Raw genomic sequence first — 15,796 nt, forward strand, 5'->3', positions numbered from 1 at the left:
CCGCCGCCTGCCCCTGGAGCGTCCATGCCTCGACTGGTCCTGACCGAGTTGCCTGCCATCGCCAGGGTCCCGGCCGCGGCCTGGAATACCTTGGTTGGTGATGACCATCCCTTCCTGCGCCATGAGTTTCTGCACGCCCTGGAGGCCAGCGGCGCCGTGAGTCGGGCCACCGGCTGGGCACCGCGCCACCTTACTCTATGGCGAGGCGAGACCCTGGTGGGTCTGTTGCCTTACTATCACAAGTACCATTCCTTCGGCGAGTACGTCTTCGATTGGGCCTGGGCCGAGGCCTGGGAGCGTGCCGGGGGTCGCTACTATCCCAAGGGGCTAACCGCGATTCCCTATACGCCGGCGCCCGGGCCTCGGCTGGCACTGGCGCCGGATCTCGATCCTCGCGAGGCCCGCGGGGTGCTGGCCAGGGCCTGGGAAGAGGATGAGTCACTCTCGAGCTGGCACCTGCTGTTCGCCGAGGAGGCCGAGGTGGCCGGCTGGCAGGCGGCCTGTCCCCACCTGATCGCCCGCCACGGCGTGCAGTTCCAGTGGCAGGATCGGGGCTACGGCGACTTCACAGGCTTTCTGTCTGCCCTCACCTCGAAGCGGCGCAAGGCGATCCGCCGCGAGCGACGCCTGGTGACGGAGCAGGGGCTTACCCTGCACCGGCTCGAGGGGGAAGCGATTGGCGTCGAGGACATGGCTCACTTCCATCGCTGCTATGAGCTCACCTACCTCGAGCGGGGACGCCGGGGCTACCTCAACCGTGACTTCTTCGAGCGGCTGCGCCACACCCTGCCTGGGAGCCTGGTGCTGATTCAGGCCCGGCTCGAAGGTCGGCCGGTGGCCGCCGCGCTCTGCCTGCAGGGGCGCCATACCCTCTATGGCCGCTACTGGGGCAGTGAGGTGGTGGCCGACTGCCTGCACTTCGAGGCCTGCTACTACCAGGGCATCGAGCACTGCCTCGCACAGGGATTGACCCGCTTCGATCCGGGCACCCAGGGCGAGCACAAGCTCAGCCGGGGCTTCGCGCCGCGACGGCTGACCTCGCTGCACCACATCGTCGACCCCGGTCTGCGCGTGGCGGTGGCCCGCTTCTGCCGCGAGGAGGCCGAGCATGTCGAGGCCTACTGCCGGGAGGCGGAAAAAGTGCTGCCATTCCGGGTGTAATTCTCATCCCCTGCTATGCTGAAGTTTGCAGAATGTAACTGTAGTGTTTCTCAGTGTGTGTGATTGGACACTTCGGCGAAGTCAAGAGCCGGGCAGATGCCGGCCAACGAACGACGCGTCAGCGCGTGGTCCGAAGCGTGTCATTCCCGATGCCCTCGGCAGGGTCATGTAGCGCGGTGGTTCACGTGGGCGACGGGATCCGCGTTCGTTGCCAACAAGGGATGAGGTGAGTCGCGATGGAAAGAGAGCAACGTTGCTGGCTGGTGGCCGAGGATGCGCTGGATATCAACCATCTGGAAGCGAAAGTGAGTGCCCTGGGCTGGGACGTGCAGCGCCTGCTGGCACCGCTGTCGGACTGTTGTCTGGAGACTGAGAGTGACGGTGGTGTCGGCCTGGTCCAACTCGAGGGCATGTCGGATGCTCAACTGGGTCAGCTGGAGCCGTTGATCCTGCGGAGTCACTGCCCGTGGCTGGCCATTGCCGCGAGCGACACCCTGAGGGATGCCGACAGGCATCGCCTGGTAGCCACGCTGTGCGTCGGGTTCATGGAGCCCGATGTCGAGGTCGCCGAGCTCGACTGCCTGATGCGGCGGGCACTCGCCCTGTCACGGCTCCAGCAGGATGGCCTGCGTGACGATGTCGCGACCGACAGGCGCTCCGACAGCGATGAGAGCGAGATGGTCGGCACCACGCCAGCTATGTGGGAGCTCTTCCAGACCATCCGCAAGGTGGCGGCGGTGGAGGCACCGGTCCTCATTAGTGGCGAGTCCGGTACGGGGAAGGAGCTGACGGCACAGGCCATCCATGAGCGCTCGCCCCGTGCATCGGCCGGCTTTCATGCCATCAACTGTGGTGCACTGCCGGACCATCTGATCCAGTCGGAACTCTTTGGGCATGAGAAGGGGGCCTTCACCGGTGCGGTACACAAGAAGATCGGCCGTATCGAGGCCACGGATGGCGGTACCCTGTTTCTCGACGAGATCGGCGACCTTCCCCTGGAGTTGCAGGTCAACCTGTTGCGCTTTCTCGAGACGCGATGTATCCAGCGCGTCGGCGGGTTGGAAGACATTCCCGTGGATGTGCGCATCATTGCCGCCACCCACGTCGATCTAGAGAAGGCCGTCGAGGAGAGACGTTTTCGCGAGGATCTCTATCATCGTCTCAACGTGCTGCAGATCAAGGTGCCGCCCCTGCGGGAGCGCCAGGAGGACATCGAGATCCTGGCCCGCTATTTCTTCGAGCGCTTCGCCAACGAGAAGTCCAGCCGCTTGAAGGGCTTCTCGCGTGAAGCCCTGCTGGTCATGCGCCAGTATCCCTGGCCCGGCAACGTCCGTGAGCTGATCAACCGCATTCGCCGCGCGATGGTCATGTGCGAAAATCGGCTCATCCAGCCCGTGGATCTGGGCATCGACCGCCGCAAGGCCCCCCGCCATCTCATGACGCTCGATGAGGCGCGCGATCATGCCGAGCGTGAGGTGCTGGTCGCCGCTCTGGGACGCAACAAGCACAAGGTTCATCAGGCAGCCCGGGAACTGGGGGTGTCGCGCGTCACCATCTATCGCCTGATGGAGAAGCACGGGTTGGCCCGCTCGCCGACGGCCGCACCGGCGACAGATTCAGATTAGCCACTGGCATGCCTGAACTCCTTCCTTCCTCAGCGCTGCCGATCCGTGTCTTCCTCAGGCCTGTCTGCTCCCTGACAGGCCTTTTTCGTGCTCGGGCCGAGGCCCTTCTGCCGCGCGCCTGACTCACGCCTGTGACACTTGGTCGATCATTTTCTAACTGTTTGATTTTTTTATATTTTACGGCGTATAACGCGTGCTGCACCCGTGGCAGGCGTGTTCATGTAACAAAAGAGTTACATTCTATTATCAGCAATTTGATTTTTCTTTAATAAAAACAATAACCTACAAGTTGGCACGCCTATTGCTCCTTAAATTGTAAAAAAGAGTGACTGAACGTTTTGGAGCTGCCGACATGCCCTTCCCCTCCTGCCCCATATGCCTTCATGCCAGCCCTCATCGGGCATGCCGCCTGTTCGGGCTGCTGCTGGGCCTCGCCATGGGGGTCGGGGGAGCGAGCGCCCAGGCACATGGCGTGGTCGGTGATACCGCAACCGGCGAGGGGGCGGCCGACGCGAGCGGGCTGGTGCGCCTGGATGATGAGAGGCTTGCAGCGATTCGCGGGCGCTACCTCGACGCTCGGAGCTTCACCGATCAGGACGGTGACTTCGTGATCCTCTGGGACGAGCGTCCCCCGGGAAACGCCGGCGGCAAAGGGCAGGGCAATGGCAAGTCGCTCTCCTCCGGGCTCGGCAATCAACAGCACACCCGCGTAACCAGCCATAGGGAGCAGTGAACATGAGCGACCGCCATCTACATTTCTCGCGTACCGCCCGCCGCTGGCTGCTGGTGGTGGCCCTGGCCACACCGGCCGCGGGCCTGCAGGCCGACGATGGCACCTCGGGGGCGCGGCTGAATCCCGGTGTCCTGCCCGGTGACATCGTCATCCTTCGCGATGTCGATTCGGCCGTATACGGCCAGGTCGAGCGCCATGCCGGGGAGATCACGTCGCGGGTCAATGCCCGCCATGGCGCCCTGGAGGCCCAGCAGCGGCTGATCGGCATCCAGGCTATCTCCCTCAGCGACGAACGGGCCGCCAGCATCCACGGCGGTGTGCAGGGATCGATACACCATCTACATCGGGCGCTGGGGACCCATCCGGGCATGGGCGCCCGCGCCACCGGCAGCGCCAGTCGGGCGCCATCCGTGCTCGGGGGAAGCGCTGGCGGCAGCGTTCGCTCGCTCACCTCGGGCATCGCCGACACCCTCGATGGGGCGCTGGCACCGCTGACAGGAGGGCGCTGAGCATGGATGACGGGACGAGCACCATCCACACGTTGCTCCAGCTGGCAAGCCACCTAGAGGACCTCACGCCTCATCAGGTCAGCACCAAGATTCAGGACCACGCCTTTCGGCAGTCACAGGGCTGGCTGTCGGTCAATCAGACGGCGGGTCTCGGTAATGTACGGAGCCACCCCGAAGGGGGTGTTCTGAGCATCTCGGCCAGCCACCTCAACGACACCATCCTGCAGCAGGTGCTGGCCGACAGGCAGGGGCTGAATGGTGACCGCGATGACCGAACGGATCTCTCGCGCAGGATCGAGGTCGACGAGTCGATCTTCGAGGGAGCCCGCGGCGTCATCCAGGTCAACCAGTCAGCCGGCACGGGGAACGCTACCCGCCACAGCTTTAGCATGTCCATACAGCTCGCGCGGTAGGTAGCGACATCGCAATGCAACGAAACGCGTTGGTTCATTCAGGAGAAAGCTCATGACCACCTTCAAGAAAGCACCGCTGGCCTTGGCCGTTACCGCACTGATGGCCACCCCCTACGCCCTGGCCGATGGCGTCAACAACAGCTTCATCGGCAGCTACAACAAGTTCGACACCGACAGCACCATCGACTCCGATTTCGACAATCGGATCGATGTGGAACTGCGCCACGACTCGGACACCTACAAGGACTTCTACGTCAATGTCTGGACCTTTGACCCGGCGCGCCACTACTCCGGGGCCACCGTGGACAGCAAGCAGCTGATCAACTACGCCGACGTGACCAACCGCATGGCCGAGAACAACGCCACCCTGAATGGCAATGCACTGGAAGGTGCCTCGGGCAACGTGGGCGTCAACGTGGCGGCCGGTGACAGCAACAGTCAGGCCAATGACGCTGCCCTGTCGGCCTCGGATGCCGAACGGGTATTCGGCCAGGCCGCGGCCTTCTCGGCCCAGTCCTCCTCCAACACCTATGTGGCAAGCACCGGTAGCCCCAACAACGCCACTCTCGCCGATTATGCCCTGCAGGGCGCCACCGGCAATATCGGCGTCAACGTGGCCGCCGGGGTCGGCAACGCCCAGCAGAACTCGCTGGCCGCCTCCTCCAATACCCGGTCCGGCTCTGCCGATGCCACCACCGGTGGCGTGCAGACCGCCTACTACAACTACAGCCGCAGCCAGGGCCACACCGAGACCTTCACCAACCGGGTCGGCGTCAGGGTGTCCGGGGTGATGGTGGGCGGCTACCTCGGCGGCGGCAGCGGCGGCTACGCGGGCACCTGGGAGCAGACCAACCAGGTCTACCCGGAGATCTGGCTGGGCGGCTCCGAGGCAAGCGGCCACCCGGGGGGCTCCACCTACGTGGGTCACCTGGACTTCGATGGCAACAGTGCCAACACCGACCAGTTCGCCGGCACGGAGCGAGGCCGCCTCGGCTTCCGCGAGGCGGGCCTGATGGCCATGGGCGGCACCCTGTCCGGCGGCGTGACCACCACCAACACCGTCTATATCGCCGCCGAGAACAACGCCACCCTGAGCGACTACGCCCTGTTGGGCGCCAGTGGCAATATCGGCGTGAACGTGGCCGCGGGCAACAACAACCTGCAGCGCAACTCCCTGGCCATCGCCTCGGCCACGGGTGGAACGCAGTAAACCCTCGGCCGGGGCCTTCCCGGCCGACGGTGCCACATGCCACCCGGCCTGCCGAGCAGGCCGGGTGTTTGTTGTGGTGCGCCAGGCATGGCGTGAGGCCTGTGACTGTAAGGACTGGTCAGGCACGCTGCGCTGACGACGACCAACGGAGGGGTGGTCTACACTTGGCTAGCTTAATACGCTAGTCATCGGTAACCAGCAATATACACAGCCGAGGTCCGGCAGACAGTAGAGGCACAAGGAGATGAGTGTGGAAAAAACAGATGTTTTCATGACGAAGCGGGTGCCACCCCTCTCCCTCTTCCTCATGGCGGCCTCCTTCGGAGGGGCCACGGCAGTGCAGGCGCAGATGACCGGTGACGACGGCGAGGTGGTGCGTCAGGCCCGACCCAGCCAGAGCGTGGAGAATGTGCTGAGGGAGGAACACGCGCTCTTCTCGGACCGGCTGACCATCGAACCGGGCATCAACTACTCCTACTCCGATCGCTCCCAGCTGGCGCTGCGCGGTTTCCTGGCCTTGGATGCCATCTTCCTGGGCAATATCGATGTCGATACGGTCGAAAGCCACATCACTACCTTCGATATCAATACCCGCTACGGCCTGACCGACCGGCTCGAGGTGGGCCTCAATCTCCCCTTCGTCTATCGCAGCAGCACCTACCAGTCGATCGGGGCCGATAATGATACTGAGCAGAATGAAGAAACCTCGGTGGATGAGTCGGATGTAGGGGATATCAGCCTGACCTTCGCCTACCGGATGCTGCCGGAGACCGAGACCCGCCCCGACCTGGTATGGAACTTCGCCGTCCGGGCGCCCACCGGTACAGACCCCTACGGCATTGCGACCAGAGAAGCGGGGGACAATCTATTTGTACCCACCGAACTACCCACGGGCAATGGCGTCTGGGGGGTGAGCACGGGGATCTCGGCGCTCAAGACTCTGGACCCGGCGATCGTCTTCGCCAACCTGGGCTTCACCTACAACTTCGAGGAGAGCTTCGACGATATCTCGGCAACGGACGGCGACCAGCCGGGCGACGTCAAGCTGGGGGACAGCATCCGCGCCGGCTTCGGCACGGCCTTTGCTCTCAATGAACGCTTCAGCCTGTCGCTCTCCTATGCCCATGAGTACATCAAGAAGTCGGAAACGACGACCGAGGAAGGGGGGACCCGTGAGGTGATCGGCAGCGATGCCAATGTCGGGGTAATGAGCCTGGGCGGGACCTATGCCATGAGCGACAGTACCTCCCTCGTCACCAGCCTGGGGGTAGGGCTCACCGATGATGCCTCGGATGTCAGCCTGACCTTCCGCATGCCCTTCCAGATGTAAGCCTTCCGGTACCCATGCGCGGCGGCGGGTCCTTCGGCCCGCCCTGCCAGCTACTTCTGATGTCCGCTTGCCTCGGGCCAGGCGTTGGCACCTCGCCGGCGCCCGGCACATGATGGCATAATGCCCGCCATTGAAACGTCATGGCGGAAGGCCCGGATGCTGAAGTGGCTGTCCATCCTGCTTATCACCCTGCTTGTCCTGCTGCAGTATCGCCTGTGGCTGGGGGAAGGCGGGTTCAATGAGCTGACCGAGCTGCGCCAGCGGGTGGCGGCCATGGAGGCCGAGAACCGCCCCATGCGCGAGCGCAATGCGCGTCTCGCCGCCGAGGTGGTCGACCTCAAGACGGGGCTGGCGGCCATCGAGGAGCGCGCCCGCAGCGACATCGGCATGGTGCGCCGCGACGAGCAGTTCTTCTGGGTGCCCGGCGTGGCGGCGCCGGCCGATAAGCCGGGCCACGGCGAACCGGCGGCCCAGCCGGGTAAGGGGGCGCCATGAGCGAGCGTCTCTGGCTGGTGGTGCCGGCAGCCGGCCGTGGCCGGCGCATGGGCGCTGCGCTGCCCAAGCAGTACCTGATGCTAACTGGGCGGCCCGTCCTGACTCATACGCTGGCGCGGCTGCATGCCGCCTTCCCCGAGGCCCGGCTCTGCCTCTGCCTGGATCCCGACGATCACCACTTCGATCCTGCCTGGGTACCCTTTACCGACTGGCGTCGTGTCAACGGCGGGGCCGAGCGCGCCGACTCGGTGGCCAATGCCCTCGATGCCATCGCCTTGGAAGCCGACGCCAAGGACCTGGTGCTGGTCCACGACGTGGCCCGGCCCTGCGTGACTGTCGAGGACCTTGCCCGGTTGTACGCGGTCATCGCCGAGGATCCGGTAGGAGGACTCTTGGCCGCGCCGGTGGCCGATACCATGAAGCGTGACGATGGCGCCGGCCGGGTGGCCGCCACCGAATCCCGCGAGGGGCTCTGGCAGGCCCTGACACCCCAGGGATTTCGCTACGGGCTGCTGCGTCGCGCCCTGGCCATGGCGCCGGGCTGCGGTGTCCTGGTGACCGACGAGGCCTCCGCCGTCGAGACCCTGGGCATGGCGCCCCGACTGGTGGCCGGGCGCCGCGATAACCTGAAGATCACTCACCCCGACGACCTGGCCCTGGCCGAGCGGGTGCTGGCCGCCCAGGTCGCCTCGGGGACAACACCGCCCGCTATCATCGGGCCGCCTGTCGAGAGGGAGAGAGACACATGATGCGTATCGGTCACGGCGTCGACGTGCACCGCTTCGGTGCGGGAGATCACCTGATGATCGGTGGCGTGGCCATTCCGTTCGACCAGGGGTTCGTCGCCCACTCCGACGGCGACGTCCTGCTGCACGCGATCTGCGATGCCCTGCTGGGAGCCTGTGGGCTGGGCGACATCGGCCGTCATTTCCCGGATACCGACCCGGCCTGGGCCGGTGCCGACAGCCGGGCCCTGCTGCGCCACGTGGTGGCGCTGGTGCACCGGGCGGGCTTCCGGCTCGGCAACCTGGATGCCACCGTGATCGCTCAAGCACCCAGAATGGCGCCTCACCTCCCGGCCATGGCCGCCCACCTCGCCGAGGATCTTCAGGTCTCGAGCGCGGCGGTCAACGTCAAGGCCACCACTACCGAGCGGCTGGGCTTCATCGGCCGCGGTGAAGGCATCGCCGCCGAGGCCGTGGCCCTGCTGATTGCCACGGAGGCGGCCGGTGACTGATGCCATCGACTGGCCACCGGCCTGGCCCCGGGTGCTGGATGCACGCTTCGGCGCTCCGGCCGCCGGGGGCTATCGGGCCACACCAGAGGCGTTCCGGGTCGAGGAGTGCCTGGACTTCGCACCCGAGGGTCACGGCGAGCATCTCTGGCTGTGGATCGAGAAGCGCGACCTGACCACCGCCATGGGGGCCCGCCAGCTGGCCTGGGCCTGTGGGGTCTCCCCCCGGGATGTCGGCTATGCCGGCATGAAGGACCGCTCGGCGGTCACCCGGCAGTGGTTCTCGGTGCACCTGCCGGGGCGCGAGGCACCCGCTGACCTCGAAGCCGCACTCGCGAGCGCCTCGCTCACCTTGCTGGCCCAGACGCGGCACCCACGCAAGCTCAAGCGCGGCGTACACCGCGCCAATCGCTTCCGGCTGCGTCTCACCGGCCCGGCGCTGGAGGATCCCGGCTTCGCCGAGCGCTGGGCCTGGCTCTGCCAGCATGGGGTGGCGAACTATTTCGGCCCCCAGCGCTTCGGGCCCGAAGGTCGTAACCTGCACCGTGCGGTCAGGGTGCTGGCCGGCGGCTGGCGCAAGCGGGATGACCGCGAGGGCATGCTGCTCTCGGCGGCGCGCAGCTTCCTGTTCAACACGCTGCTGGCCGAACGCGTCCGCGAGGGCAACTGGGCCACGCCGCTGCCGGGGGAGGTGGTGGTCCTCGATGGCAGTGCCAGCCAGTTCACCGCCGAGGCCGTCGATGCCTCGCTGCGCGAGCGTGCCGAGCGCCTCGACCTGCACCCCTCGGGGATCCTCTGGGGCATCGGTGGCTCGGTGGCCCAGGGCGAGGCGCTGGCTCGTGAGCGAGACCTGGCAGATCACTACCCGGCACTCTGTGCCGGCCTCGAGCGGGCCGGCGTACGGCTCGGTCGACGCCCCCTGCGCCTGCGGCTGGAGGCGCCGAGGTTCGAGGCCGGCGAGGGCGAGGCCTGGCTGTCCTTCACGCTGGCACGAGGCGGCTTCGCCACGGCCGTGCTGCGCGAGCTGATCGCCCACCCCAGCCTGAGTTTTCGAACGCCCCCCGCGGGGCCCCTGCAAGGAGGCGAGGATGCGACGTCTGCTGCTGTCCAACGATGACGGAGTACATGCCCCGGGCCTGCGGGCGCTGCATGACGCCCTGATCGCCCATGCGCGCCTGCGCGTGGTGGCGCCGGACCGCGACAAGAGCGGCGCCAGCAACTCCTTGACGCTGACCCGGCCCCTGGCCCTTACGGCCATGGAGAACGGCTTCTACAGTGTCGATGGTACCCCCGCCGACTGTGTCTATCTGGGCGTCAACGGGGTCTGGGACGAGCGTCCCGACCTGGTGATATCGGGCATCAACCACGGTGGCAACTTGGGCGACGACGTGCTCTATTCGGGCACGGTGGCGGCCGCCATGGAAGGGCGCAGCCTGGGCATGACGGCCATCGCCATGTCGCTGATGGGCAGTCGCCACTTCGACAGTGCGGGGCGCGTGGCGGCTAGCCTGGTGGGCGCGGCGGATCAGCTGTCGCTGCCGCCACGCAGCCTGCTTAATGTCAATGTGCCGGACCTGCCCTGGAGCGAGATCCGTGGCTTTCGCGTCACTCGCCTGGGGTTTCGCGGCCCGGCGTCGCAGCCGGTGGAGGTCCGCGACCCGCGGGGGCGTAAGCGTTACTGGATCGCCCCCGTAAGCGAGAATGCCGACGATGGGCCGGATACCGACTTCGCCGCCGTCGAGAACGGCTATGTCTCCATCACGCCGCTGCAGACCGACTTGACCCAACATGCAGCGTGCGACGACGTGCAGGACTGGCTGAATGCGTTCACCTGAGCTGGAGCCCGATCGCCTCAGGGGCATCGGCATGACCTCGCAACGAACCCGCGATCGCCTGGTGGCACGCCTGGCGAGACAGGGCATCCGCCATCGGCGGGTGCTGGAGGTGCTGGCCACCGAGCCGCGCCACCTGTTCCTCGACGAGGCCCTGGCGCATCGTGCCTACGAGGATACCTCGCTGCCCATTGGCCACGGCCAGACCCTCTCCCAACCGTGGATGGTGGCCCGCATGACCGAACTGGTGGTGCAGGAGGTACCCGGGCGGGTCCTGGAGATCGGCACCGGCTCCGGCTATCAGACCCTGGTGCTCTCGCGTCTGGTGAAGGAACTCTGGTCGGTGGAGCGGATCAATGCCCTGCACCGGCGGGCCGGCCACCGGCTCGGCCAACTCGGCATCGACAACGTGCACCTGCGCCTGGCCGATGGCGGACATGGCTGGCCGGAGGCCGCCCCCTTCGATGTCATCCTGCTCACCGCCTGTGCCGGCGAGCTGCCCGAGCCCCTGTTGGCTCAGCTGGCGGAGCAGGGCGTGCTGATCGCGCCGCTGGCGGATCGCACCGGCTGCCAGTGGCTGACCCGGGTGCGTCGCCATGGCGAGCGTTTCGAGCGGCAGCGCCTGGAATCGGTCCGCTTCGTGCCCTTGCTGGAAGGCGTCATTCGTTGAAAGGAGTCAGCTGTTGAAGCGTCATCTCGGTATCTTTCTGCGCGGAGCCGGCATGGGGGCCGCCGACGCCGTGCCCGGCGTCTCCGGCGGCACCATCGCCTTCGTCACCGGCATCTACGAGGAACTGATTCACACCATCCGACAGTTCGGGCCCTCTGCCATCGGGGCCTGGCGCCGATGGGGGCTGCGCGGGCTGGTCGCCCATCTCAATCTGTCCTTCGTGGTGCCGCTGCTGACCGGCATCCTGGCCAGCCTGGTCAGCGTCGCGCATCTGGTGGTGTGGCTGATGGACGACCATCCGCTGCTGCTCAACGGCTTCTTCTTCGGCCTGGTAGCCGCGTCGGTGCTGGTGGTCGGCCGTCATCCCACTGACTGGCGGTGGTGGCATCTGCTGCCCCTGGTGGTCGGGCTGCTGCTGGCTCAAGCCCTGCCATCGCTAATGCCGATGGTCGCCCGCCTCGGCAGCCCCGACCTGATCCTGGTGGTGGGGGGCGCCATCGCCATCAGCGCCTTGCTGCTGCCCGGCGTGTCGGGCAGCTTCCTGCTGCTGGCCATGGGGCTCTACGGCACCGTGATGGACGGCATCCGCAGCTTCGATGTGGGCCTGCTCGGCCTCTTCGGCCTCGGCTGTCTGGTTGGTCTGTTCGTCTTCTCGCGTCTGCTCTCCTGGCTGCTGGCGTATCACCATACCGCCACCCTGCAGTTGCTGGTGGGCTTCATCGTCGGCTCCCTGCCGGTACTCTGGCCCTGGCGTGAGCTGGTACGCTACCAACTGGGCCCGGAGGGCCAGATGATCCCGCTCGATTACCGTTATCTTACCCCGGGGGACTTCACCGTCCTGACCGGCGACCCTGCGCGACTGCCGGCGGTGGTGGCGCTGATGCTGGCCGGTGTCGCCCTGGTGTTGCTGATCAGCCGGGTGAACCGCCCGGCAGCGACGACACCCGCCGGAACACGACCTGGTGCTGACAAGGAGGAAGGCTCCAATGTATAGGATATTGCTGATTTCGGGCCTGACCCTGGCCCTGTCCGGCTGCACCGTCAACCAGAGCAAGGCGCCGCCGGTCCAGGTGCGCGACCTCTCGATGAGCCGTTCGACCGCCACGCCCGGCGAGTACACCGTGAAGGCCGGTGACACCCTCTACGGCATCGCCTGGCGCCACAACATGGACTATCGTGACCTGGCCCGCCTGAACCGTATCGGTCCGCCCTACCGTATCCAGACAGGGCAGACCCTGGTGCTGGGAGGCAATGGGCCGGCGGAAAGCGACGCGGCCCCGGCGCGGGAGGCCGGCGGCGCCGTGGCCACGGCGCTTGGCGGCACGGCGGCCGTATCCGGGGGAGGGAACGAGTCCCTGGACTGGGTGCTGCCCGATGCGCCGCACGAATCGGACGAGCGTGCCGAGGCCGAGAAAGAGGACCCGGCCCCCGCGTCGGCGCAGACCGACGAGGCATCAGGCCCGGGGCCGGTAGTCAGCCTGGACAGCCCGGGGGCCGATGGTCGTCTGAGCGAGCGTGACCGGGCCGAGCGTGAGCGCCGTGAGGCCGGCGAGGCGTCCACCGGGAACAGGACGCGCTCGGCGGCCACCAATGATGCCCCGGCCTCGGCTGAGCCGCCTGCCGATAAACCCGCCAGGCCGGATGCCGGTGCCGCGGTAGCCGGGGAGGCGGACAGCGAGCGACCCCGCGAACGGCGTTACACGCCGGTCAAGGAAGTGGCCTGGCGGTGGCCCGCCGATGGCGACGTCGTGGGGGCCTTCGGTGAGGGCAGCACCATTACCGCCGGCATTGATATCGCCGGACAAAAGGGGCAACCTGTCAAGGCAGCGGGGCCGGGAATCGTCGTCTATGCGGGCAGTGGTGTACGAGGTTACGGCAACCTCATCCTGCTCAAGCACAACGACCAGTTCCTCAGCGCCTACGCACACAATGACTCCCTGCGCGTCAAGGAGAACGACGTGGTCGAGGCCGGTGACGTGATCGCCATCATGGGCGACAGCGATGCCGAAGATGTCAGGCTTCATTTCGAGGTCCGCAAGGATGGTCAGCCCCAGGATCCCCTGGAGTTTCTGCCCCCGCGCTGACTCGGCTCGACATCCCGCCTCGGGAGGCGTTCGTCACACAATAATAATCTTGTGCACCGATCCTGTTCCTGCCGGTGCAGGCGGTGAGCAGTCGCAACCGATGGGGTAGCAGTCGATGAGCATGCTTGAACGGGACCTTCAGGATGTGAATCTCGAGACGGCCGACGAGGTGGATGACGACGCCGTCGAGAGCGAGGCTGACGAGGAGGAGGCCGTGGATGCCGCGGCCTTCGAGAAGGCGTTGAACCGGGAGGACAAGCACTATCACCACAGCCTCGATGCCACGCAGATCTATCTCAACGAGATCGGTTTCTCGCCGCTGCTGACGCCCGAGGAAGAAGTTCACTACGGCCGCCTGGCCCAGCAAGGAGACCCCGCCGGTCGTGCGCGGATGATCGAGTCCAATCTGCGCCTGGTGGTCAAGATCGCCCGGCGCTACCTCAACCGCGGCCTGACGCTGCTGGACCTGATCGAGGAAGGCAATCTGGGCCTGATCCGGGCGGTCGAGAAGTTCGATCCGGAGCGAGGCTTCCGTTTCTCCACCTATGCCACCTGGTGGATCCGTCAGACCATCGAGCGGGCGCTGATGAACCAGACGCGCACCATTCGTCTGCCGATCCATGTGGTGAAGGAACTCAACATCTACCTGCGGGCCGCCCGCGAGCTGACCCAGAAGCTGGATCACGAGGCGACCGCGGAGGAGATCGCCGACTACCTCGACAAGCCGGTGGAAACCGTCAAGAAGATGATGGGGCTCAACGAGCGCATCTCCTCCGTCGACTATCCGGTAGGTAGCGAGAGCGACAAGCCCCTTATCGAGACCCTGGCCGACGACAACGATCTGGGACCGGAATCCACGCTGGTGGACGGCGACGTCAAGCAGCATGTGGACGACTGGCTGGCCGAGCTCACCGAGAAGCAGTGCGAAGTGGTGGTCCGTCGCTTCGGCCTGCGGGGGCATGAGGCCGCTACCCTCGAGCAGGTTGGCGAGGAGATCGGCCTCACCCGGGAACGGGTCCGCCAGATCCAGGTGGAGGCGCTCAAGAAGCTACGCCGCCTGCTCGACAAACAGGGGCTCTCGCTGGACGCCATCTTCGAGTGACGGCGCGTGATACCGGTCATGGCAGACAGCCAGGATGCGTCCTGGCTGTCTGCATTGTGGCGGCAGGCGTGGCGAGTAAACGGCCGCTACCACCGGGTCCTGTTGTGTGGTGATCGCTGAGGGTGGTGCTTATTTCTGCATTCTTGCCTTTTAGCGAATGTTATTTTGGCATTCATGGTTTAGTTTGGTCTATAAGGCCATGATTTATCCGGTTTATTGGTAAATAATGAGGCTTTTACCTGCCGCTGTCCGGAGTGCATGATGGCCCGCCCGCTGATTGCCGAGATCGACCTTGAGGCCCTGCGTCACAACTACCGCCTGGCCGCCGACCTGGCCCCCGCAAGCCAGTCGATGGCGGTGCTCAAGGCCGATGCCTATGGCCATGGGGCCGTAGCCTGTGCCCGGGCCCTGCAGGGCCGGGCGCCAGCCTTCGCCGTGGCCTGCCTCGAAGAGGCCGAGGCCCTGCGTCAGGACGGTATCACTACCCCTATCCTGCTGCTGGAAGGGATCTTCGAACCCGCCGAGCTCGAACGTGTCGAGGCACTGGACCTGTGGCTGGTGGTACACAGTGACTGGCAGCTGGAGGCTCTGCTGGCGTACCGGCCCAAGCGCGCCATCCCGACTTGGATCAAGGTGGACTCCGGCATGCATCGCCTGGGCTTTCCCCCGGCGCGAGCCGCCGAGGTGTGGTCGCGCCTGACCGAGGCACCGGCGCATGCCTGCGACCTGCATCTGATGAGTCATTTCGCCACCGCCGATGCCGTGAATACGGCCTACTTCCGACGCCAGTCCAGCTTGCTTCAGGAACTCGCCGAGCGGCTTGGGGCTCCCACTTGCCTGGCCAACTCCCCGGCGACCCTGGCGCGGCCCGAGAGTCACGGCGCCTGGAACCGCCCGGGGGTGATGCTCTACGGCAGCGATCCCCTGGAGGTGGCCAATGCGGCCAGCCGGCGGCTGGCACCGGTGATGACCCTGCGCTCCGCGATCATCGCCGTGCGCGAGCTGCCTGCGGGCGAACCGGTAGGCTACGGTGGGCGCTGGCACACCCCCCGGCCCTCGCGTATCGGCGTGGTGGCCTGCGGCTACGGAGACGGCTATGACCGCCATGCCGTGGACGGCACCCCGATGCTAGTGGCAGGCCGGCGTGCTGCCCTCGTCGGCAAGGTCTCCATGGACATGTTGACCGTCGACCTCACTGACCTGCCCGACGCCGATATCGGCAGCGAGGTGATCCTGTGGGGGCGGGCGTCGAATGGTGCAGTGCTGTCGGTGGACGAGGTGGCCCGACACTGCGATACCATCAGCTACACCCTGCTCACCGGGGTGCTGCCGCGGGTGCCCAGACGCTATCATGGTGGCCTGTCGGGGACAGACCCCCATTGAGATCCCAATGAGCCA

Annotated in this window: 17 protein-coding genes; all 17 read left to right on the forward strand. The window is 66.2% G+C overall.

Features of this window, described 5'->3' with window-relative positions; translation table 11 throughout:
* Positions 1-24: 24 nt before the first annotated feature.
* The 17 genes from FHR94_RS03960 to alr all read left to right on the forward strand — a co-directional run bounded on the left by FHR94_RS03960 (position 25) and on the right by alr (position 15,781).
* Entirely contained in the window at positions 25-1,161 is a 1,137-nt protein-coding gene (locus FHR94_RS03960; protein ID WP_183324322.1) for a GNAT family N-acetyltransferase, read from the forward strand.
* 236 nt (positions 1,162-1,397) lie between these two features.
* The gene (locus tag FHR94_RS03965; protein ID WP_183324323.1) at positions 1,398-2,786 is read left to right on the forward strand and encodes a sigma-54 interaction domain-containing protein; all 1,389 of its coding nucleotides are present in this window, start codon (positions 1,398-1,400) and stop codon (positions 2,784-2,786) included.
* Positions 2,787-3,138: 352 nt separating this feature from the next.
* Positions 3,139-3,519, forward strand: a complete 381-nt coding sequence (locus FHR94_RS03970) for a hypothetical protein (protein ID WP_183324324.1) — start codon at positions 3,139-3,141, stop codon at positions 3,517-3,519.
* Positions 3,520-3,521: 2 nt separating this feature from the next.
* The gene (locus FHR94_RS03975) at positions 3,522-4,028 is read left to right on the forward strand and encodes a hypothetical protein (protein ID WP_183324325.1); all 507 of its coding nucleotides are present in this window, start codon (positions 3,522-3,524) and stop codon (positions 4,026-4,028) included.
* A gap of 2 nt (positions 4,029-4,030) precedes the next feature.
* Positions 4,031-4,441, forward strand: a complete 411-nt coding sequence (locus FHR94_RS03980) for a hypothetical protein (protein WP_183324326.1) — start codon at positions 4,031-4,033, stop codon at positions 4,439-4,441.
* A 52-nt stretch (positions 4,442-4,493) separates the two neighbouring features.
* The gene (locus FHR94_RS03985) at positions 4,494-5,651 is read left to right on the forward strand and encodes a hypothetical protein (protein ID WP_183324327.1); all 1,158 of its coding nucleotides are present in this window, start codon (positions 4,494-4,496) and stop codon (positions 5,649-5,651) included.
* 271 nt (positions 5,652-5,922) lie between these two features.
* Positions 5,923-6,981, forward strand: a complete 1,059-nt coding sequence (locus FHR94_RS03990; protein ID WP_183324328.1) for a transporter — start codon at positions 5,923-5,925, stop codon at positions 6,979-6,981.
* Between the two features lie 156 nt (positions 6,982-7,137).
* A complete protein-coding gene (gene ftsB / locus FHR94_RS03995; RefSeq protein WP_183324329.1) occupies positions 7,138-7,476 on the forward strand; it encodes a cell division protein FtsB in 339 nt (112 codons plus the stop codon).
* Complete coding sequence (ispD, locus tag FHR94_RS04000; protein ID WP_183324330.1) at positions 7,473-8,225, forward strand: 2-C-methyl-D-erythritol 4-phosphate cytidylyltransferase; 753 nt, start codon at positions 7,473-7,475, stop codon at positions 8,223-8,225. Before ftsB ends, ispD begins: the two co-directional genes overlap by 4 nt.
* Entirely contained in the window at positions 8,225-8,713 is a 489-nt protein-coding gene (ispF, locus tag FHR94_RS04005; protein WP_281375927.1) for a 2-C-methyl-D-erythritol 2,4-cyclodiphosphate synthase, read from the forward strand. The genes ispD and ispF overlap by 1 nt, the downstream gene beginning before the upstream one ends.
* A complete protein-coding gene (truD, locus tag FHR94_RS04010; protein ID WP_343064628.1) occupies positions 8,706-9,827 on the forward strand; it encodes a tRNA pseudouridine(13) synthase TruD in 1,122 nt (373 codons plus the stop codon). The genes ispF and truD overlap by 8 nt, the downstream gene beginning before the upstream one ends.
* Positions 9,799-10,545 carry a 5'/3'-nucleotidase SurE gene (surE, locus tag FHR94_RS04015; protein ID WP_183324332.1) on the forward strand — a complete coding sequence of 249 codons (747 nt, stop codon included), beginning with the start codon at positions 9,799-9,801 and terminating at the stop codon, positions 10,543-10,545. Before truD ends, surE begins: the two co-directional genes overlap by 29 nt.
* On the forward strand, positions 10,532-11,212 hold the full coding sequence (locus FHR94_RS04020) for a protein-L-isoaspartate(D-aspartate) O-methyltransferase (RefSeq protein WP_183324333.1): 681 nt from the start codon (positions 10,532-10,534) through the stop codon (positions 11,210-11,212). Before surE ends, FHR94_RS04020 begins: the two co-directional genes overlap by 14 nt.
* Positions 11,213-11,222: 10 nt before the next feature.
* A complete protein-coding gene (locus FHR94_RS04025; protein ID WP_246389828.1) occupies positions 11,223-12,206 on the forward strand; it encodes a DUF368 domain-containing protein in 984 nt (327 codons plus the stop codon).
* Positions 12,199-13,296 (forward strand): peptidoglycan DD-metalloendopeptidase family protein, encoded by a 1,098-nt coding sequence (locus FHR94_RS04030; RefSeq protein WP_183324334.1) that lies wholly within the window; start codon positions 12,199-12,201, stop codon positions 13,294-13,296. The genes FHR94_RS04025 and FHR94_RS04030 overlap by 8 nt, the downstream gene beginning before the upstream one ends.
* A 115-nt stretch (positions 13,297-13,411) precedes the next feature.
* Entirely contained in the window at positions 13,412-14,398 is a 987-nt protein-coding gene (rpoS, locus tag FHR94_RS04035) for an RNA polymerase sigma factor RpoS (protein ID WP_183324335.1), read from the forward strand.
* A gap of 261 nt (positions 14,399-14,659) precedes the next feature.
* Positions 14,660-15,781: an alanine racemase gene (gene alr / locus FHR94_RS04040; protein WP_183324336.1), complete on the forward strand. Its 1,122-nt coding sequence runs from the start codon at positions 14,660-14,662 to the stop codon at positions 15,779-15,781.
* Positions 15,782-15,796 lie beyond the last annotated feature (15 nt).

It is taken from the genome of Halomonas cerina, from assembly GCF_014192215.1.
Classification (GTDB): Bacteria; Pseudomonadota; Gammaproteobacteria; order Pseudomonadales; family Halomonadaceae; genus Halomonas; species Halomonas cerina.

Coding starts and splice junctions, on each gene's coding strand:
- FHR94_RS03960 (WP_183324322.1), top strand. CDS start 25: ATGCCTCGACTGGTCCTGACCGAGTTGCCTGCCATCGCCAGGGTCCCG.
- FHR94_RS03965 (WP_183324323.1), top strand. CDS start 1,398: ATGGAAAGAGAGCAACGTTGCTGGCTGGTGGCCGAGGATGCGCTGGAT.
- FHR94_RS03970 (WP_183324324.1), top strand. CDS start 3,139: ATGCCCTTCCCCTCCTGCCCCATATGCCTTCATGCCAGCCCTCATCGG.
- FHR94_RS03975 (WP_183324325.1), top strand. CDS start 3,522: ATGAGCGACCGCCATCTACATTTCTCGCGTACCGCCCGCCGCTGGCTG.
- FHR94_RS03980 (WP_183324326.1), top strand. CDS start 4,031: ATGGATGACGGGACGAGCACCATCCACACGTTGCTCCAGCTGGCAAGC.
- FHR94_RS03985 (WP_183324327.1), top strand. CDS start 4,494: ATGACCACCTTCAAGAAAGCACCGCTGGCCTTGGCCGTTACCGCACTG.
- FHR94_RS03990 (WP_183324328.1), top strand. CDS start 5,923: ATGACGAAGCGGGTGCCACCCCTCTCCCTCTTCCTCATGGCGGCCTCC.
- ftsB (WP_183324329.1), top strand. CDS start 7,138: ATGCTGAAGTGGCTGTCCATCCTGCTTATCACCCTGCTTGTCCTGCTG.
- ispD (WP_183324330.1), top strand. CDS start 7,473: ATGAGCGAGCGTCTCTGGCTGGTGGTGCCGGCAGCCGGCCGTGGCCGG.
- ispF (WP_281375927.1), top strand. CDS start 8,225: ATGCGTATCGGTCACGGCGTCGACGTGCACCGCTTCGGTGCGGGAGAT.
- surE (WP_183324332.1), top strand. CDS start 9,799: ATGCGACGTCTGCTGCTGTCCAACGATGACGGAGTACATGCCCCGGGC.
- FHR94_RS04020 (WP_183324333.1), top strand. CDS start 10,532: ATGCGTTCACCTGAGCTGGAGCCCGATCGCCTCAGGGGCATCGGCATG.
- FHR94_RS04030 (WP_183324334.1), top strand. CDS start 12,199: ATGTATAGGATATTGCTGATTTCGGGCCTGACCCTGGCCCTGTCCGGC.
- rpoS (WP_183324335.1), top strand. CDS start 13,412: ATGAGCATGCTTGAACGGGACCTTCAGGATGTGAATCTCGAGACGGCC.
- alr (WP_183324336.1), top strand. CDS start 14,660: ATGGCCCGCCCGCTGATTGCCGAGATCGACCTTGAGGCCCTGCGTCAC.